Below are 15,981 nucleotides of genomic sequence, written 5' to 3'. Positions count from 1 at the left end.
CCCCGGTTTCCGACCGCAAACCGTCGGCCGTATCCTCCGGTTCGTTCGCCCGCGCGCGAACGCGGCGGCCACGGTGGCGCTTTGAGGCCCCTGCTGGTCAGCGGCGGGCCTCGATGCGCAGGTCGCCCGTGGTCGCCCGGTCAGCCGAAAGCCGGACCGGCCGGGCGCGACGCCGGCTGTGTCGGAAGGTGGCCGACTATGCTCGCCGGGTGTGTGGAAGTGGTGTGGTCCTGACCGGTGAGGTGCGGATGCGCCCGTTGGTGGTGTCCGACGCCGAGGCGCTCGCGGCGGCCTACCTCCGCAACCGTGAGCACCTCGCGCCCTGGGAGCCGGACCGGCCCGCGGAGTCGCTGACCGCCGAGGGGCAACGGGTCCGGATCGAGGAGCAGGTGCGGCTCCGGGAAGCCGGCCGGACGCTCCCCTGGGTGCTGACCGCGGACGAGCGGATCGTCGGGACGGCCACCCTGTCGAACATCGTGCTGGGCCCCTTCCGGAGCGCCCACCTCGGCTACTGGATCGACGGCGGGCACACCGGCCGGGGCCTGGCGACCCTGGCCGCCCGGTACGCCTGCCGGGTCGCCGACGAGGAGGTCGGCCTGCACCGCGTGGAGGCCGGCACGCTCCCGCACAACGTCGGCTCGCAACGGGTGCTGGCCAAGGCGGGCTTCGAACGGATCGGCCTCGCGCCCCGCTACCTGCACATCAACGGCGCCTGGCGCGACCACGTGCTCTTCCAACGCGTCCTGCACGACCGCCCGTTGGGGTAGGCCGCCGGTCGCCGGCCCGAACGTCTCAGCCCCGCGCCCGGAGTCGAACCGGGACCACGCGGCGCGGGTCAGGACGCGGCCGTTGGCGTGGGCTGGCCCAGCACCCGCAGCGTCGCGGCGAGCGTGTCCGGGTCGGGCAGCGCCGCCGGGTCGACGAGCGCCTGGGCGACGAGGCCCATGGTGAGCGCGTGCACCAGCGTCCCGAGGGCGCGGACCTCCGGCGCGTCCGGCTCGGCGGGGGCCCGGCCGAGCACGATCGCGGCCAGCTCGGCCCGCCCGGCCGCCAGGCCCTCGGCGAGCGTCCGACGCAGCTCGTCGTCGAACCGCGCCTGGGCCAACGCCTGCACGCTGGCCGACTGGACCTCGCCGGACGCCGGCAGCGAGGCGAGCAGTCCGGTGAGGAAGGCGTGCAGGCGCTCCGCCGGGGTGTCCCCACCCGCCGCCCGAGCCACCCGCAGGAGGGTGTCCCCCCACTCACTGCTCAGCTCGACTGCGGCGAGGTGCATCAGCCGGTCCTTGGAACCGAAGTGGTAGCCGATCGACCCCAGGTGCGCGCCGGAGGCGGCGGCGATGTCGCGGGCGGTCGTGTGGCTGTACCCCTTCTCGACCAGGCACTTCTTCGCGCCTGCGAGCAGGGCGTCGCGCTGCTTCATGCCCGCCATCCTACGCCCCGTTTTGTACGCCCGTCTTGCACAGAAGTTTTGCACGTACGTACAATCACAGCCATGGCGAGCAGACGAGACGACGACAGCGGGCCCGTGGTCACGGTCCGGCGGATGGACGAGTACGACCGGGACGTCAGGGACGAGGTGACCCGGGTGATCCTCGACGGCTACTTCTCCGAGCTGTCCTTCTTCAGCAGGGACCGCCACGGGTTCGCCGCCGCCCTCCGCGACGACCTCCGCGCGGACATGTTCCACGTTGCCGAGGTCGACGGCGCGATCGTCAGCGTGCTGGCCTGCTCGGACCACACCGGCCGGGCGCTGGTGGCGAATCGGGCCTCCTTCCGGCGCGGCCTCGGCCACCTGCGGGGGACCGTCGCCGCGCGGCTGCTGGCCAGGGAGTTCAACGCGCCGCAGGCCGGCGACGCGCACACCGGCTACATCGAGTGGGTCGCCACCAGCGAGCACGCCCGTGGCCGGGGCGTCTCCACCGCCCTGTTCCGGCACGTGATGCGGCACACCCACCACCGGACCCTCACCCTTGAGGTGGTGGACTCCAACCACACCGCCCGACGCCTGTACGCCAGGCTCGGCTTCGTCGAGTACGCGCGCAGGCCGGCGAAGGTGTGGGAGCGGCGGATGTTCCAGGCGCGCCTCTACCTGCGTTGGAGCAAGGACCCCGTCCCCCCGCCCGCCACGTAGCGGCCCGAGCGGAAGCCGGCTCCCCCGCCCCGCGCGGTCAACTCCCCTACCCAAGCAGCCCGTTGGGGACTCAGTTGACGGCGTGCTGCCGACCGGCCGCCCCCGAACACTCGTACGCTGGCGGGCATGAATCGTCCCCCACCACTCGACCCACGGGCCCGGCTCCTCCTCGCGAGCGTGATCGTCGCCGGGGGCGCCGCCATGGCGGTGTTCCTCGTCATGTCCGTGCGCGGCTCCTCGTTCACGTACGCCATCCCGGTCGTCATCGCCGCCATGGTCTGCGTCTTCGCCGACCGGAAGATGAACTCCGGGCGCGGAGCACGCGGGCACACCGACTTCCTGCCGGCCTACTCCCTCGGCTTCCTCGGCGCCACGGCCGGCCTCGCGGTGATGTCCGTCCGGGACAGCGACGTGCCCGGCTGGCTGGCGCTCGTGCCGGCCGTCCTGGGCCTGCTCTGCGCGCGCACCCTGTGGCGGTCGCGGCGCCTGCGGCGGACGTTCCTGGAACACGGCGCCAAGGCCCCGGGCCTGATCACGGACTTCAGCGACCACGACAACCCCGAGGGCGACAACTACTACGAGAAGCAGGAGTACACCGTCGAGTTCACCGACCTCCGGGGGCAGCGCCAGCTGGTGAAGGGGGTCGGACACTTCCGTTCCAGCGAACTCCCGCAGGTCGGGGACGAGTTGACCGTCCACTTCAACCCGGACGAGCCGACCGAGCACATCATCGAGCTGGCGAGCGGGGACATCGTCGACTGACCGGGCCGGCGGGGCCGGGCGCGGAAACGGCCCGCACGGCTCAACCCTCGGGCGAGGAGCCCGGCAACGGCCGCCACCCCCGGGCGGAGACACACCCCGCCCGCCAGGACGGTATGGCGTCCGAGCATCCGGCGAGCCCGGACGGCACACGGCCCGCGTCGCGGAGCCAACCGGCTTGACCCTCACGCAGCGTGAGGCTGGAGGGTTGGCGCCCATGAGCGACTTCTACAACGCGTTCGAGATGAGCCCCGTCCCCGCTCCCGGCCCGGAGGCGGTGGCGCCGGAACTGTTCCGCGGCATCTACGGGATGCCCGCGTTCGCGACGATCCCCACCGGCGACCTGGCGGCCTCGGTGGATTTCTGGACCCGGGGGCTCGGCTTCTTCGAGCTGTTCACCATCCCCGGCCGGCTGGTGCACCTGCGCCGGTGGGCCTTCCAGGACGTACTCCTCGTGGCGGCGGAGGACGTGCCGGCAAGCGACATGCCGGCGAGCAACGTCCCGGCGAGCGACGTCCCGGCGCGGGCGTCGGCCATCAGCCTCAGCTTCTCGTGTGTGCTGAACCAGGTCGACGCCCTGATCGAGGCCTGCCGCGCGATCCGCCCCGACTCGGTCGAAGGCCCCCGGGACACGCCGTGGAACACCCGCGACGTGTCCGTGACCACTCCGGAGAACGCGCGGATCGTCCTCACCGCGGCGAAGCCCTTCGACCCGACCAGCGAGGAGGCGCGGAACCTCGCGGCCATCGGGATCACCCCACCGAGCGCCGCCCCCGGCGACGGCCAGCGCTGACGAGCGGGGCGGCCGGCCGTGACAAGGGGCGCGGCGACAATGGGGGGCATGCCCGAAGCCATGGAAACCGACGGCCTGACCGTCGGCCAGGTCTCCGCACGGCTCGGCGTCACCGTCCGCGCGCTGCACCACTGGGACGAGATCGGCCTGGCGGAGCCGTCGCTGCGCACGGCCGCCGGGTACCGGCTCTACACCGCCGCCGACCTGGCACGCCTGCACCGCGTCATCGTCTACCGCGAGATCGGGCTCGGCCTGGACCGCATCCGGGCCGTCCTGGACGACTCGGCCACGGACGTGCCCGGCGCGTTGCGCGCCCAACGCGCCCAGGTCGCCGAACGGATCGACCGGCTGCGGCGGCTCGGCGACGGGCTGGACCGGATGATCGACGCGCACGAGCGTGGCCTGCTGCTCACCGCCGAGCAGCAGGCCGCGATCCTCGGCCCCGACTGGAACCCGGACTGGCCCGCCCAGGCCCGGGCGCGCTACGGGGACACCCCGCAGTGGCGGCAGTTCGCCGAACGCGCGGCCTCGCGCGGCCCCCAGGAGTGGCAGGCCGTCGCTGACGCGGTCACCGACCTCGACCGGGCCCTGGGCGACGCGATGGACGCCGGCGTCGCCCCCGGCAGCCAGGCGGCGAACCAACTGGTCGAGCGGCACCGCGAGGTCTTCGCCTCGTACTTCCCGCTCACCCGACGGATGCAGGTCTGTCTCGCCCGCGGGTACGAGAACGACCCCGGCTTCGCCGCCCACTACGACGGCGTCCGCCCCGGCCTCGCCGGCTGGTTCCGGAAGATCGTGGACGCCAGCGCCCGCGCCCACGGCATCGACCCGGACACCGCGACCTGGGAGTGACTGCCCCCGGCGCCCGAACTCCCCCATGTCGACCTGTGCGGAATCGATCCGCCGATCCGGGCTCGCAACCGCGGCCCATGTCCGCTTACGCCAACACCAAGGCGTGGGGTGAGACGCAGACGGCTCTCACGTTGGGTGCTGTGGGCACCTCCTACACGATCGTGCGCTACTTCTCCGTCTACAGGGAGCCACAGGCCATCAAGGACGAGCCCACAACGAGACGATCAACATCGGCACCGGTGTTCCCACCACCATCCGAACCGTGGCCGATTTGGTCGCCGAGCAGTACCCGGGGACCCGGTTCGTGGAGAGGCCGATGCCGCCCGGGGACCCCATCGGCGGCTACGCGTCTACCCACCGCTTGACAGCGGTGCTCGGCTGGCGACCGCGGATCACGATCGGGGAGGGAGTCTCCCGCTACGCGAACTGGCTGGCCAGGACCCCGGAGGCGATCCCCGCGTGGCTGCGGGACGAGTCCGAGGCCACGCCAACCCGACCGGTCAGATGATCGGCGGTCGGCCCAGGCGGGTCATCCGCCACACCGTGGACCACCGCATCGGCCGGCGGGGCGGGCACGGGGTGCGCAGGCCCTCGGCGAAGCCGCCGACCCAGGCACGGAGCCCCGCCGCGGACCGGGTGCGTACCACGGTCACCGCGGTCCAGACGCCCAGGTAGACGGGAACGAGGAGGGCCGGCAGGTGCCGTTTGGCGAGCCAGACCCGGTTGCGGGCGACCATGCGGTGGAAGACGGCGTGCCGGGTCGGCGACGTCCACGGATGCTGGAGCACCAACTCCGGCTCGTAACGCACCTTCCAGCCGGCGTCCAGCGCCCGCCACGCCAGGTCGGTCTCCTCGTGCGCGTAGAAGAAGGGTGCGGGCCAGCCACCGATCTCGTCCAGCATCCGCAGGGACAGCCCGTGCCCGCCGCCGAGGAAGGTCGTCACCAACCCGCCCCGCATCGGGTCCGTCGCACGCAGGCGCGGAACGTGGCGACGCTGGGTGCGGCCCCGCTCGTCGGCGATGCGGAAACTGACCACGCCGAGCCGCTCGTCGGACGCGTACAGCTCCGAGAGCCGGGTGAAGACATCCGGGCTGATCAGCAGACCGTCGTCGTCCAGGTCCACCACCACGTCGACGTCCCCGAACTCCCGGAGTCGGGCCAGGGCGGCGTTCCGGCCGCCCGAGACGCCGAGGTTCTCGGGCAGCTCGACACCGGTCACCCCGTCCGGCAACGCCGGCAGCAGCGAGCCGTTGCCGACCACCACCACCCGCGCCGCGGGCGTCGTCTGCGCCGCGACCGATGCGAGAAGCGCGCTCAGTTCGGCCGGCCGAGTACCCATGGTCAGGATGGCGACGCCTACCCGCGGATGACGCACGAATGAACTCTCCGTTCCTCGGGCCGTTGCCGTTGCATGCTAGCGGCCCCGAGGAAAGGCCACGACCAATCGGCGAAAGGCCCCAGATGCCCACGATCCGTCTCGGCCAGTACCTCACCGCCCCCATCAGCCGAGCACTGGACGGCACCCCGTACCGGTACTTGGCGGGTACCGAGCTGGCTGACTTCCTCGCGTGCTGGGAGGACTGGCACCGCCAGGCGCTCGCCCAGCTGTCCTGCCGTATCCACCCCACCGCACGGATCCACCCGACCGCGATCATCGGTGAGGACGTGATCATCGGCCCTCGCGTACGCGTGTGGGAGTTCTCCACCGTCCGCGCCGGCTCCGTGCTCTGCGCGGACGTCTCAGTCGGCTTCAACTGCGAGGTCAGCCGCTCCTTCCTCGGGGAACGCTCCATCCTCGGCCACCGCATCAGCATCAGCCGCACCCTCGTCGGTGCCGATGCCCACCTGTCCGCCAACCTGACCGTCGCGGCCATCAGCATGTGGAGCCCGCACATGAGCCGTCTGGAACGGGAGATCATCCTGCGTACCCCCGGCGGTCTTTACCGTTGCGGCACACCGCGGTTCGGCGCGCTGATCGGCGACCGGGTCCAGACCGGCAACAGCATCAGCCTCGGCCCCGGACTGGCGCTCGGCCGCGACTGCCGGATCACCAGCGGCGTCACGCTCGCCGCACGGACCGTCCCCGACCACAGCGTCGTTGCTGCCCCCCACACTTCTGACGTCCACATCCGTCAACGACCCGCCCCCCGGGGGATGCCCAGCTCGGGCGCATGACACCCGCCGCTGGCGCGCCATCGCTGGCGCATCGGCCCCAGGCCGCCGCGACCGCCGGCCCCGTCCCCCAACGACCGCGCCCGCCGCGTTCGCCGGGGAGCGAACGGGGCGGGCGCGGGGGTGGCGCGGGCCGGGTGGCCGGTGGGTCAGGGCGCGGGGGTGGTGACCGTGAAGGCCGTCCCGTCGCCGAGGTGGAGGATGGCGCGGCCCGGCGTGGGCTGCTCGGCGGCGGCGCTGCGGGGCAGCTTCGCGCCGATCAGGTCGCCGGAGCGGTGGGTGGTCGGGGAGAGCAGCACGCCGCGGCGGGCCTTCTTCGCGTCCACCTGCCAGCCGGAGAAGCCACCGCAGATCTCGCCCTCGTCGCCGCCGAGCACCAGGTACCGGCCGAGCTGGGAGCCCTGGGTGACCACGGCCTTGAACTCGTCGGCCGCGTCGCAGCGGCGCAGGTCCTCGCCGTCGTCCACCAGGACGACGATGGGGTGCTCCACGGACGAGGTGGAGAGCGCCTCGCGCAGCTCCTTCTCGTCGAGGTCGTCCCCGGTGAAGACCTGCACCACGCCCTCCCGGCCGGCCAGGTCGCGCAGCGGCGAGGGCCGCGGGGCGGCCACCACCACGCGTACGCCCTGGGCCAGGTAGGACTGGGCGAGCATGCTGAGCACGGTGGACCGGCCCGACTTGGGCGGGCCGGCGATGATGAACGCCGGGGTGCCCTGGCCGAGGTCCGGGCCGTAGCCCATCAGCTCGTCGCCGCCGACGCCGATGAGGCCCCACAGGCGCGAGGCGGAGGCGTCCGGGTCCCGCATCTCCCAGGCGTCGGCGAAGGTGAGCCGGCTGGGCAGCACGTCGACCCGGAACGGGCGGCGGGCGCGCGGCACGGCCGCGTCCCGCTGGGTGGCCCAGTCGCCGATGGCGCCCAGCGCGGCGGCCTGCGCCTGGCCGGACTGCTCCTCGGCGAGGACCGCCACCTGGATCTGGGTGAGCGCCTGGTTGCGGAACATCCGCCCGTCGGCGACCTCCTCCGGCACCTTGCGGGCCGGCATGCCGATGTTGGAGTAGTCCGAGCGGTCCGAGAGCCGCATCGCGTACCGCTCCTCGGTGAGGGTGGAGATCCGCCCCGAGAGCACGCTGCGGTCGCCCGCGATGACGATGTGGATGCCGACCGAGGCGCCCTCCCGCATCATCACGAACATCTCGTCGGTGAGCGCGCCGTGGTCGATCTCGCCGAGGGTGGAGACCCAGCCCTCCCAGCGGTCCACGAGGATCACCAGGTGCGGCAGCCGCTTGTCCGGCTCGGCCGCGTTGCGCTGCTCGTTGATGTCGGCGAGCGCGTCGGCGGCCAGCACGTCCTGGCGGCGGTCCATCTCCTGGCGCAGCCGGCGGATCAGCCGCCGGACGCGCTCGACCTGGTTCCTGGAGACGACGGCGCCGCAGTTGGGCAGCTTGGTCAGGGCGTTGAGCGCGCCGTTGCCGCAGTCGATGCCGTAGATGTGGACGTCGGCCGTGGAGTGCACCCAGGCCAGCGAGCCGGCCATGGTGCGCAGCAGCTGCGAGCGGCCGCTGCGGGGCGCGCCGCCGACCAGCATGTGGCCGAAGGAGCGGAAGTCGACCGCCACCGAGCGCCTGGCCTGCTGGTTCGGCAGGTCCTCGACGCCGTACGGGGCGGCGGGCAACGCGCCCTGCGGCGCCGGGTGTTCGAGGTCGCGCAGCAGCACGGTGTCGGCCAGCGCGGGCAGCCAGGGGCTGTGCTGCTTGGGGAAGCCGAGCTGCCGGTCGGCCTCGATCACCGCGTCCACCAGGACCTTGAGGTCGGTGATCTCCTCTTCCTGGGACTTGGCGCCCGGCGGCTTCTTCAGCGCGGACCGGCCCAGGCCGTTCCACTCCAGCTGGCCGGACCAGGGGCGGGAGACCACCGGATCGACGGCACCGGGGCGGCGACCGCCGACCCGGCCCGACTGGAACGGCACCAGCGAGGCGTGGCCCAGGCGGACGTACGCCCGGCCCGGCGTCGACTTGGCGATGAAGCCGGCGTCCGGCGCGTCGATCACGTCGGACGACTCGCTGCCGTCGGTGACCCGCAGCGCGATCCGAAGGTTGGTGTTGGCGCGGATCTCCGGGGAGACCACGCCGCTGGGCCGCTGGGTGGCCAGCAGCAGGTGGATGCCGAGCGAACGGCCCCGCTGGGCGATGTTGACCAGGCCCTTCACGAAGTCCGGCAGCTCGCGCGCCATCGAGGCGAACTCGTCGATGACGATGAGCAGTCGGGGCAGCGGGGGGAGCCGGCCGGGGTTGCGGCGCAGCAGGTCCTGGTAGTCCTCGATGTCCTTGGCGCCGACCTCGGCCAGCATGTGCTCCCGGCGGGTCAGCTCGGCGCCCAGCGAGGTGAGCGCCCGCTCCACCAGGTAGTTGTCCAGGTCGGTGACCATGCCGACGGTGTGCGGGAGCTGCACGCAGTCCTTGAACGCGGAGCCGCCCTTGTAGTCCACCAGGACGAAGGTCATGTTCTCCGGGGTGTTGGCCACCGCCAGCGACGCCACGATCGTCTGGAGCAGCTCCGACTTGCCGGAGCCGGTGGTGCCGGCGATCAGGCCGTGCGGGCCGTCCCGGCGCAGGTCGATGGAGAACGCGCCGTCGTAGGACTCGCCGATGGCCGCCTCCGTCGACTGGCCGCCCATCTGCCAGCGGGCCGCGATGGCGCCGGCGGTCGGCGGCTCCATCTCGATGACGTCGAGCAGCCGGGAGGCGGACGGCAGTGCCGCGTCCTCCGACTCGCCGCTGATGTCGCGGATCGGGCTGAGCGAGCGGGCCATCAGCTCGCACCACTCGGGGAGCACCCAGTCGGGCCGCACGCCGCGCAGCCGCCAGGCGCCGGTCTGTTCGACGCGGAGCCGGTCGGCGGTCATCGGCGGGGCGGCCGCGCCGGCGCCGCCCTGGCCGGGGAAGGCGCTGCCGGGGACGGCGAGGAAGGTGTGGAAGCCGGTGGCGAAGCCGGGCTGCCGGGCGCCACCCCGGGTGGCGCGGTCCGGGTTGGGCTCGGCGATGACCACGGCCTGGCACTCGCCGGGCAGGAAGCGCTCCTCGTCGTCGAGGCAGAGCGCGAAGATGGAGACGGCGGGGCCCTCGCGGAGCAGCCGGATCACGCCGGGCAGCGAGCGCATCTTCCGGGAGCCGTCGAAGACGACGACGATGTCCGGGTCCTTGAAGCTGGTCGCGCCGGTGCTCCTGGCCTGCTTGGCGGCCTTCTGCCGGGCGTCGAGCGCGCCGGTCAGCTCGGCGACGCGGGCGCCGATGGTCTCGGCGTCGTTGCCGATCAGGACGTTGGTGTCCATCTCGGGGGCCGGCCTGGCGTGCGGCAGCCAGCGCATCCACTCCCAGCTGTACTGGCCGGTGCCGTCGGTCAGCAGCACGAACTGGACGTCGATGGGGCTGTGCAGGACGGCGATCTGGCCGACCGACCAGCGGGCCAGCGCCCGGGCCGAGTCGCCGGCGCCGGCGTAGCCGATGACGCCGAGGGTGCGCAGCGGGAGGGTGACCGGGGCGTCGGCGATCTTCCAGGCGACCTGCCGCTTGTGCTCGTCCTGCTCGGGGTCGGTGAGGACCACCTCGGAGTCGAGCTGGACGGTGCCGACCCGCAGCAGCAGGTGGTCGTCGTCGGTGCGGCGGCGCTCGAAGAGCCGGGTGCGGGGGCCGGTGGCCTGGGTGAGGACGGTCGCCGGGTCGGGCGCGGCGTGCCGGCGGGCGAACCGCTCGGCGATCAGCGCGTCCCTGGCGTCCTTCTCGATCCTGGCCTTGCGCTCCTTGTACTCCTCGACCTTCTTGGCGTGTGATATCCGGCCGCGCTTCTTGTCCATGAAGTAGTTGGACAGCAGCATGACGGGACTCATGAAGGCCATCATGAGGAAGATCCAGCGGCCGGTGATGGACGCCATGGCGACGGCGCCGACCACCGGGAGGATGGCCATCAGCAGGGGCAGCGGGCGCCGCTCCCGCTCGCCGGGCGGCTTGGGCAGCTGGAACTGGGTCTGCCGGTCGGGCGGCAGCAGCCGGGGCGGCCGGTTGTAGTCGAGCCCGGCGCCGTCCTCGGAGACCTTCAGCGCGGCGTCCGGCGGGAAGTAGGGCGTCAGCTCGAAGAGGGAGTCGCCGACGGCGAGTTGCTTGCCGAGCTTCCAGACGGCGCGGTCGCCCTCGTCGTGGTGGAACGGCTCGCCGTCGATCAGCGGCTGCTCGTCGCTGTAGACGGTGACCCGGCAGGTGCCGTCGGCGGCGACCCGGAGGGTCATCGCGCGCTCCGGCAGCGTCGGGTCGGGGACCTGGATGTGGACCTGCTCGCCACAGCCGATCTCCACCTTGCCGACGCCCATCCGGTGGACGGCGCCGGCGGCCGGGCCGCCCACCACCCGCAGCTCCACCAGCCCGCTGGGCTCCGGCGGCCAGCAGCCGCTCGGGTTGTGGAGACTGACCACGGTGCCCTCGCGCAGCGGCGACAGGGCCAGCGTCAGCGCGGGATCGACGTACTCACCGTTGACGAACAGGTGGGCGCCGCCGGGGGCCTGGGCGTAGCCCTGCGCTCCGGCCTGGGCCGGCGCGAACCGGCCGCCCACCGCCTGGGTGAGTTCGGGTGTCAGGTCCGCGATCTGCGTCTCGGGATCCGCGTCGATCACGGTATCGGCCCGAAGCCCCCCGACCGGGTCTACTACTGTCAGGGTCAGGCGCACACTCATCCTCCCGTTGCTGACACGATCTCCAGTTGACTGGACCCGCTCATCATTGCATCTCGCACCGGCTCGACGACCGGTGGTCAGCGGCCCGCGGAACCGTGCGGAAGCGGGCCCCGCCACGGTCGGAGATGACCTGGAACGCGCCCCCGGTTCCCGGCGGTTGTCCGCCTCTCCCCACGATGCCGCAGTTTCGGCCGCTTCGGAAGCGAAATGGGCACGGGACGGGCCCTCGGCGGGAAACGGCCTCCGGGGGCGCGCGCCCCGGGTGGCGCGAGCCGGCGCTTGGGGTGGCTGGGGGTGGTGGGGGCGCGGCCGCAGCTCGCCGGTCGGCGGCGCGGGCAGGCCGCTGAGCGGCGCCGTTCTGGGTGGTGACGGCTTGGTGACAAGTCCGTGCCGAACGACTGCAACCAGCCGGGTATGGTCGGCGTCATTGGTGGCGTTGAGGGCGCGAACGACTCGCTCGGAAGACCCCCAGACCGGGGCTTTCGTCCCAAGTGCCGCGCACGTAGGCTGAATGACCGGGTACGGTCGTGCGGCCGGCGCCGCCGGGAGTACCTCAATGAAGTGCGGGGGGAAGCCGCCTCCCGCCAGGGCCAGAGGAGGGGACCGCCATGAGCGATATGGATGTGACTTATGACGATATGGAGGAGGCGGGGGCCCGACTCATCGATGAGCGGGAGCAGATCGACCAGAAGCTGTCGACGCTGCAGAGCTACATCGACAACCTGGTCGCGACCGGCTTCGTGACGAGCCGCGCCTCGCGCGCCTTCGACGAGTCCTACCGGGAGTTCACGCAGGGCGCCCGCAAGGTCATCGAGGGTCTTGAGGGTATGGGTACCTACCTCAACACCGCGGCGGACACCTACCGTCAGACCGATGAGGGTCTTGAGGGCGCGATCCGCGGCGGCTGACCTCGCCTGCCGGAGGGCGGTGTTCGGATGCCGAGCGCATCCAGGCACCGCCCTTTCGCGTACCGGGACGGGACGGTTCCCGGGGACCACGAGGGCCACGGGGACCACGGGGACCACGGGGACCACGGGGACACCGCGAGACCACGGGGGGCTCGGGGGGAGTATGGGGAAGAAGATGAGGCAATGTCCTTCTTGAGATTCTTCGAGGACGAGGTCCGGGAGTTGGCGGGCCGGCTGGAGTCCAGCGGGGACGACATGCGGGAGGCGTCCCGCAGCCTGGCCAACGCGAGCGGGTCCACGATCGGGCCGGCCGATCTCGGCAGTCGGTGCGACGACTTCGCCGACTCCTGGGACTACGGCTTCGGCCAGCTGTCGGAACTGACCAAGGGGATCGGTGACGTCGCGATCAACGCGGCGGAGACCTACACCGACACGGACGAGGAACTGGAACGCGCCCTGGCCGAGGGCGGAGAGGGCGGGGGCTGAGTCCGCGATGAGTGACGCGTATCCGAACCTTGGCTTCGACCCCTGCCCGGGGGACCTGGCCGCCGCCGAGGCGGTGGCCCAGACGATGCGGAACGTGGCCTCGCTCAGCGACGGCACGCACACGGCGCTGACCGCGATCAACACGTCGAGCGGCATCTGGGTGGGGCGCGCGGCCGACGCCTTCAGCGAGTCGTTCGACGAGGTGCCGCCCTACCTGCAGCGCGCGGTGAACGCGATGGACGCGGCGGCCCGCGCCCTGGAGTGGTGGGTCAACGACCTGGAACGGTTCAAGTCCCGGGCCAGGGCCCTGGAGGAGGAGGCGGCCAGCGCCCAGTCGCAGGTCAACAGCGCCCAGTCGGCGGTGGACTCGCTGCCGTCCGACACCTCGGACCTGGACGACGACGAGCTGTCCGAGCACGAGGACACCGAGCGGGCCAGGAACAACGCGCTCAACTCGGCGACCTCGGCGCTCAACGAGGTGATCCGGCAGGCCCAGCAGCTGCACGACGAGTACCTGGCCTCCGCCGGGGACACCGCGCGGGCGCTCGGCAACGCCGCCGACGACGCGCCGCCGGAGCCAGGGCTCTTCGAGAGCATCGGCGACCTGGTGGCCGATGTCGTCAACTTCATGATGGACCCCAACACCTGGAAGCTGATCGGCGACATCTTCGCCGACATCGCCATGGTGGTCGGGGTGATCTGCCTGGCGGTCGCGGTGATCGGCCTGTTCGTGGCGAGCGGCGGCACGGCGGCGCTGATCCTCGGCGCGATCGGCACCATCGGCGGCTACATCGGCCTGGGCGCCGGCATCGGCGCGCTGGTGATGCACGGCGCGGCCCTCGCCGGCGGCGCGGACGGCGTCACGCTGGAGACGCTGGCCTTCGACCTGATCACGGTGGGCACCGCGGGGCTCGGGGTGATCGGCACCGGCATCGGCAACGCGATCCGCGGCACCGGCGGGCTGGCCGGGCTCGGTTCTGGCCTGTTCAGCGGCTTCCGGGGCGCCGGCGCCGGCTGGTCGCTGTTCGCCAGCGGCATCTCCTGGGGTGGCGACATCGTCGGCAACGTCGCCTCCGGCATCAGCCAGACCCAGCGGATGATCGACGACGGGCTCACCTTCAGCGACACCCCGATCCTCGGCCCGATCCGGGACCTGTTCTTCGCGCCGGAGACCGGCACCATCACCCCGGCGCCGGAGCACATCGGGCCCACCGAGCCGGTGCCCATGCCCACCCCGGTCAACCCGGGGAACCCGGTGCCCATGCCGACCCCGGAGAACCCGGCGAACCCGGTGCCGATGCCCGAGGTCATCCTGGCCGGCGCCGACTCGACGTTCATCGACGGCCTGGGGGTGGCGGCGTGAGCGCGCCAGCGGAGACCGCCCAGAGCGGCATACCCGTCTGCTTCACCGCCCGCGTGCCGGACTCTTACGTCCCGCTGCCCGAGCGGCCGGACCAGGCCGAGTGGTCGGAGACGCTGGACCGGCTGATGCCCGCGGCCCAGGCCGAGGGCCGGGAGTTCGCGCTGGCGAACTTCCCCCGGGTGCTGCCGCTGCTGCGCGCCGACGAGGTCGTCAAGACCGCGCTGCACATCAGCGTGGTGGCGGACGAGCTGGCCTTCGGCGCGCTGGTCGTCGGCCTGCTGCCGACCCGGCACGAGAGCGCCCTGGTGACCGCCGAGTCCATCTACCGGAAGAAGAAGGAGAAGTTCTTCGGCGACCTGCCCAGCGAGCAACTGACGGACATCGACGAGAAGTTGGCCAAGGGGCTGCGGGGTCCTGAGGACACCCTGCTGGCCACCAAGCTGCCGGTCGGCCCAGCCGTGACCTCGATCTCGCTGCGCACCCTGACCATGCCGCGCAAGCCGGGCCTCGGCGAGGACGGGCCGCCGGTCAAGATGGGCATCGCGCTCTGCCAGCTGACCGTGCCCGCACCCCGGGACTACACGCTGTACTTCACCATCGCGACGCCGACGCTGAAGCACACCTCGGTCTTCAGCGGTCATCTGGCGGCGATCGGCCGTACGGTGACCTTCGACCCGGACGAGGTCGCCAAGGCGTCCAGGGACACGGACGCGGTGGTCGGCAGGCGCCCGGTGAATCCGCCCGACTGAGTCCGGATATGCCCCGCGGGGCATGATGGAACGCATGTGGGATGCGACGGGCGACGGGCCGGGACTGGCGCGGCTTCGGCAGTTCAACGACCACCTGGTGGCGCTGGATCGACAGCACTACGACCGGTCGGGGGCGGGCCCGCTGCTGCTGGCCCTGGCCGTCGTCCCGCCGGTCTGCCTGGTGCTGCTCGCCGGCCTCACCCTGCCGCTGAGCCGGCTCGACGCGTGGGGCGGCTGGCTGCTGCTCGGCGTGCCGGCCAGCGCGGGCGCCGGCTGGCTGCTCTGGCTGGCGCTGCGCCGGCTCACCCCGAAGTACGGCCCGGTGGGCGGCGAGTTCCGCGCCACCGAGCGGCAACGTGACGCGGTGCTCCGCGAGTTGTACGCGCTCCCGCCGCTCGGCCCGGCGGCGGGCCCGCGCCTGTGGCAGCGGACCCAGGAGCTGTACGAGCGCTCGACCACCGGGCTGACCGGCTTCGCGCCGCGCAGCCAGCGGGAGTTGGTGCACGGCATGCGGACGGCGCCGCTGCGCCGCGGCCGGTGGACGCTGGCCGGCTGGGCGGTCGGGCTGCTCACCGTGCTGGGCACGGTGAGCACCCTGGGGCCGATCTTCCCCGACCCCGGGGACCGCTGGCCGCTGCTGGGCATGACGGTGCCGCTGGCGGTCGGCTGGTCGCTGTGCTTCCGCTACTGCTTCCTCAAGTGGCGGGAGCCGGACGACCGGGTGCCGCACACCCAGAAAGCGGGCTGGCGCCTGGAGTTGGCCTACCTGCGGCACCAGTTGGTGAGCAGCGGGGTGCTGGCGGCCTGGCGGGTGCCGGCGCTGCACACCGAACGGCTGTGGCGGCTGACCGGCGGCGGCCGCCGCTCCCCCGCCGAGGTGCTGGCCGCACTGCCGGCGGACGCCTCGCCGCCGCGCCGCCTCTACTGGCGGTACGTGGGCGCCGGGGTGCTGCGGCTGACGGGCTTCTTCGTCGGCTGCTACCTGCTCGCCACCGCGATCAGCCTCGCCCGCTGACCGGCTGGCCACCGGGCCCGGCCACCGGCCG

The 15,981-nt window shown here is 72.7% G+C and carries 15 protein-coding genes; 12 read left to right on the top strand and 3 right to left on the bottom strand.

What is annotated here, in order from left to right; all coding sequences use genetic code 11:
- Positions 1-248: 248 nt before the first annotated feature.
- A complete protein-coding gene (locus RM844_RS16725; RefSeq protein ID WP_311668159.1) occupies positions 249-767 on the top strand; it encodes a GNAT family N-acetyltransferase in 519 nt (172 codons plus the stop codon).
- A 68-nt stretch (positions 768-835) separates the two neighbouring features.
- Here the strand turns inward: RM844_RS16725 and RM844_RS16720 are convergent, their stop codons facing one another.
- Positions 836-1,420 (bottom strand): TetR/AcrR family transcriptional regulator, encoded by a 585-nt coding sequence (locus RM844_RS16720; protein WP_311668006.1) that lies wholly within the window; start codon positions 1,418-1,420, stop codon positions 836-838.
- Between the two features lie 72 nt (positions 1,421-1,492).
- Between RM844_RS16720 and RM844_RS16715 the strand changes: the two genes are divergently transcribed.
- The 5 genes from RM844_RS16715 to RM844_RS16695 all read left to right on the top strand — a co-directional run bounded on the left by RM844_RS16715 (position 1,493) and on the right by RM844_RS16695 (position 5,043).
- Positions 1,493-2,131 carry a GNAT family N-acetyltransferase gene (locus tag RM844_RS16715; protein WP_311668005.1) on the top strand — a complete coding sequence of 213 codons (639 nt, stop codon included), beginning with the start codon at positions 1,493-1,495 and terminating at the stop codon, positions 2,129-2,131.
- A gap of 126 nt (positions 2,132-2,257) precedes the next feature.
- The gene (locus RM844_RS16710) at positions 2,258-2,893 is read left to right on the top strand and encodes a DUF3592 domain-containing protein (RefSeq protein ID WP_311668004.1); all 636 of its coding nucleotides are present in this window, start codon (positions 2,258-2,260) and stop codon (positions 2,891-2,893) included.
- A gap of 214 nt (positions 2,894-3,107) precedes the next feature.
- Positions 3,108-3,683, top strand: coding sequence for a VOC family protein (locus RM844_RS16705; protein ID WP_311668003.1), 576 nt, complete (start codon positions 3,108-3,110; stop codon positions 3,681-3,683).
- Between the two features lie 48 nt (positions 3,684-3,731).
- Positions 3,732-4,535 (top strand): MerR family transcriptional regulator, encoded by an 804-nt coding sequence (locus RM844_RS16700; RefSeq protein ID WP_311668002.1) that lies wholly within the window; start codon positions 3,732-3,734, stop codon positions 4,533-4,535.
- Positions 4,536-4,797: 262 nt separating this feature from the next.
- Positions 4,798-5,043, top strand: coding sequence for a hypothetical protein (locus RM844_RS16695; protein ID WP_311668001.1), 246 nt, complete (start codon positions 4,798-4,800; stop codon positions 5,041-5,043).
- Here RM844_RS16695 and RM844_RS16690 read toward each other — a convergent pair.
- Entirely contained in the window at positions 5,036-5,911 is an 876-nt protein-coding gene (locus tag RM844_RS16690) for a glycosyltransferase family 2 protein (protein WP_311668000.1), read from the bottom strand. The genes RM844_RS16695 and RM844_RS16690 overlap by 8 nt on opposite strands.
- A gap of 86 nt (positions 5,912-5,997) precedes the next feature.
- On the opposite strand from RM844_RS16690, the gene RM844_RS16685 reads away from it, so the two are divergent.
- A complete protein-coding gene (locus RM844_RS16685) occupies positions 5,998-6,711 on the top strand; it encodes an LbetaH domain-containing protein (RefSeq protein WP_311667999.1) in 714 nt (237 codons plus the stop codon).
- A gap of 146 nt (positions 6,712-6,857) precedes the next feature.
- Here RM844_RS16685 and RM844_RS16680 read toward each other — a convergent pair whose 3' ends face one another.
- A complete protein-coding gene (locus tag RM844_RS16680; protein ID WP_311668158.1) occupies positions 6,858-11,423 on the bottom strand; it encodes an FtsK/SpoIIIE domain-containing protein in 4,566 nt (1,521 codons plus the stop codon).
- Positions 11,424-12,046: 623 nt separating this feature from the next.
- On the opposite strand from RM844_RS16680, the gene RM844_RS16675 reads away from it, so the two are divergent.
- The 5 genes from RM844_RS16675 to RM844_RS16655 all read left to right on the top strand — a co-directional run bounded on the left by RM844_RS16675 (position 12,047) and on the right by RM844_RS16655 (position 15,950).
- Complete coding sequence (locus tag RM844_RS16675) at positions 12,047-12,337, top strand: WXG100 family type VII secretion target (RefSeq protein ID WP_311667998.1); 291 nt, start codon at positions 12,047-12,049, stop codon at positions 12,335-12,337.
- A 183-nt stretch (positions 12,338-12,520) separates the two neighbouring features.
- Entirely contained in the window at positions 12,521-12,823 is a 303-nt protein-coding gene (locus RM844_RS16670; RefSeq protein WP_311667997.1) for a hypothetical protein, read from the top strand.
- A gap of 7 nt (positions 12,824-12,830) precedes the next feature.
- Positions 12,831-14,186, top strand: a complete 1,356-nt coding sequence (locus RM844_RS16665; RefSeq protein ID WP_311667996.1) for a putative T7SS-secreted protein — start codon at positions 12,831-12,833, stop codon at positions 14,184-14,186.
- On the top strand, positions 14,183-14,935 hold the full coding sequence (locus tag RM844_RS16660; protein WP_311667995.1) for a hypothetical protein: 753 nt from the start codon (positions 14,183-14,185) through the stop codon (positions 14,933-14,935). The genes RM844_RS16665 and RM844_RS16660 overlap by 4 nt, the downstream gene beginning before the upstream one ends.
- A gap of 34 nt (positions 14,936-14,969) precedes the next feature.
- Entirely contained in the window at positions 14,970-15,950 is a 981-nt protein-coding gene (locus RM844_RS16655) for a hypothetical protein (protein WP_311667994.1), read from the top strand.
- Positions 15,951-15,981: the final 31 nt, after the last annotated feature.

The organism is Streptomyces chisholmiae, from assembly GCF_031845445.1.
Lineage (GTDB): Bacteria > Actinomycetota > Actinomycetes > Streptomycetales > Streptomycetaceae > Streptomyces > Streptomyces chisholmiae.
The sequence above is the reverse complement of the archived record's forward strand: the minus strand, read 5'-3'. Positions and strand labels throughout refer to the sequence as shown.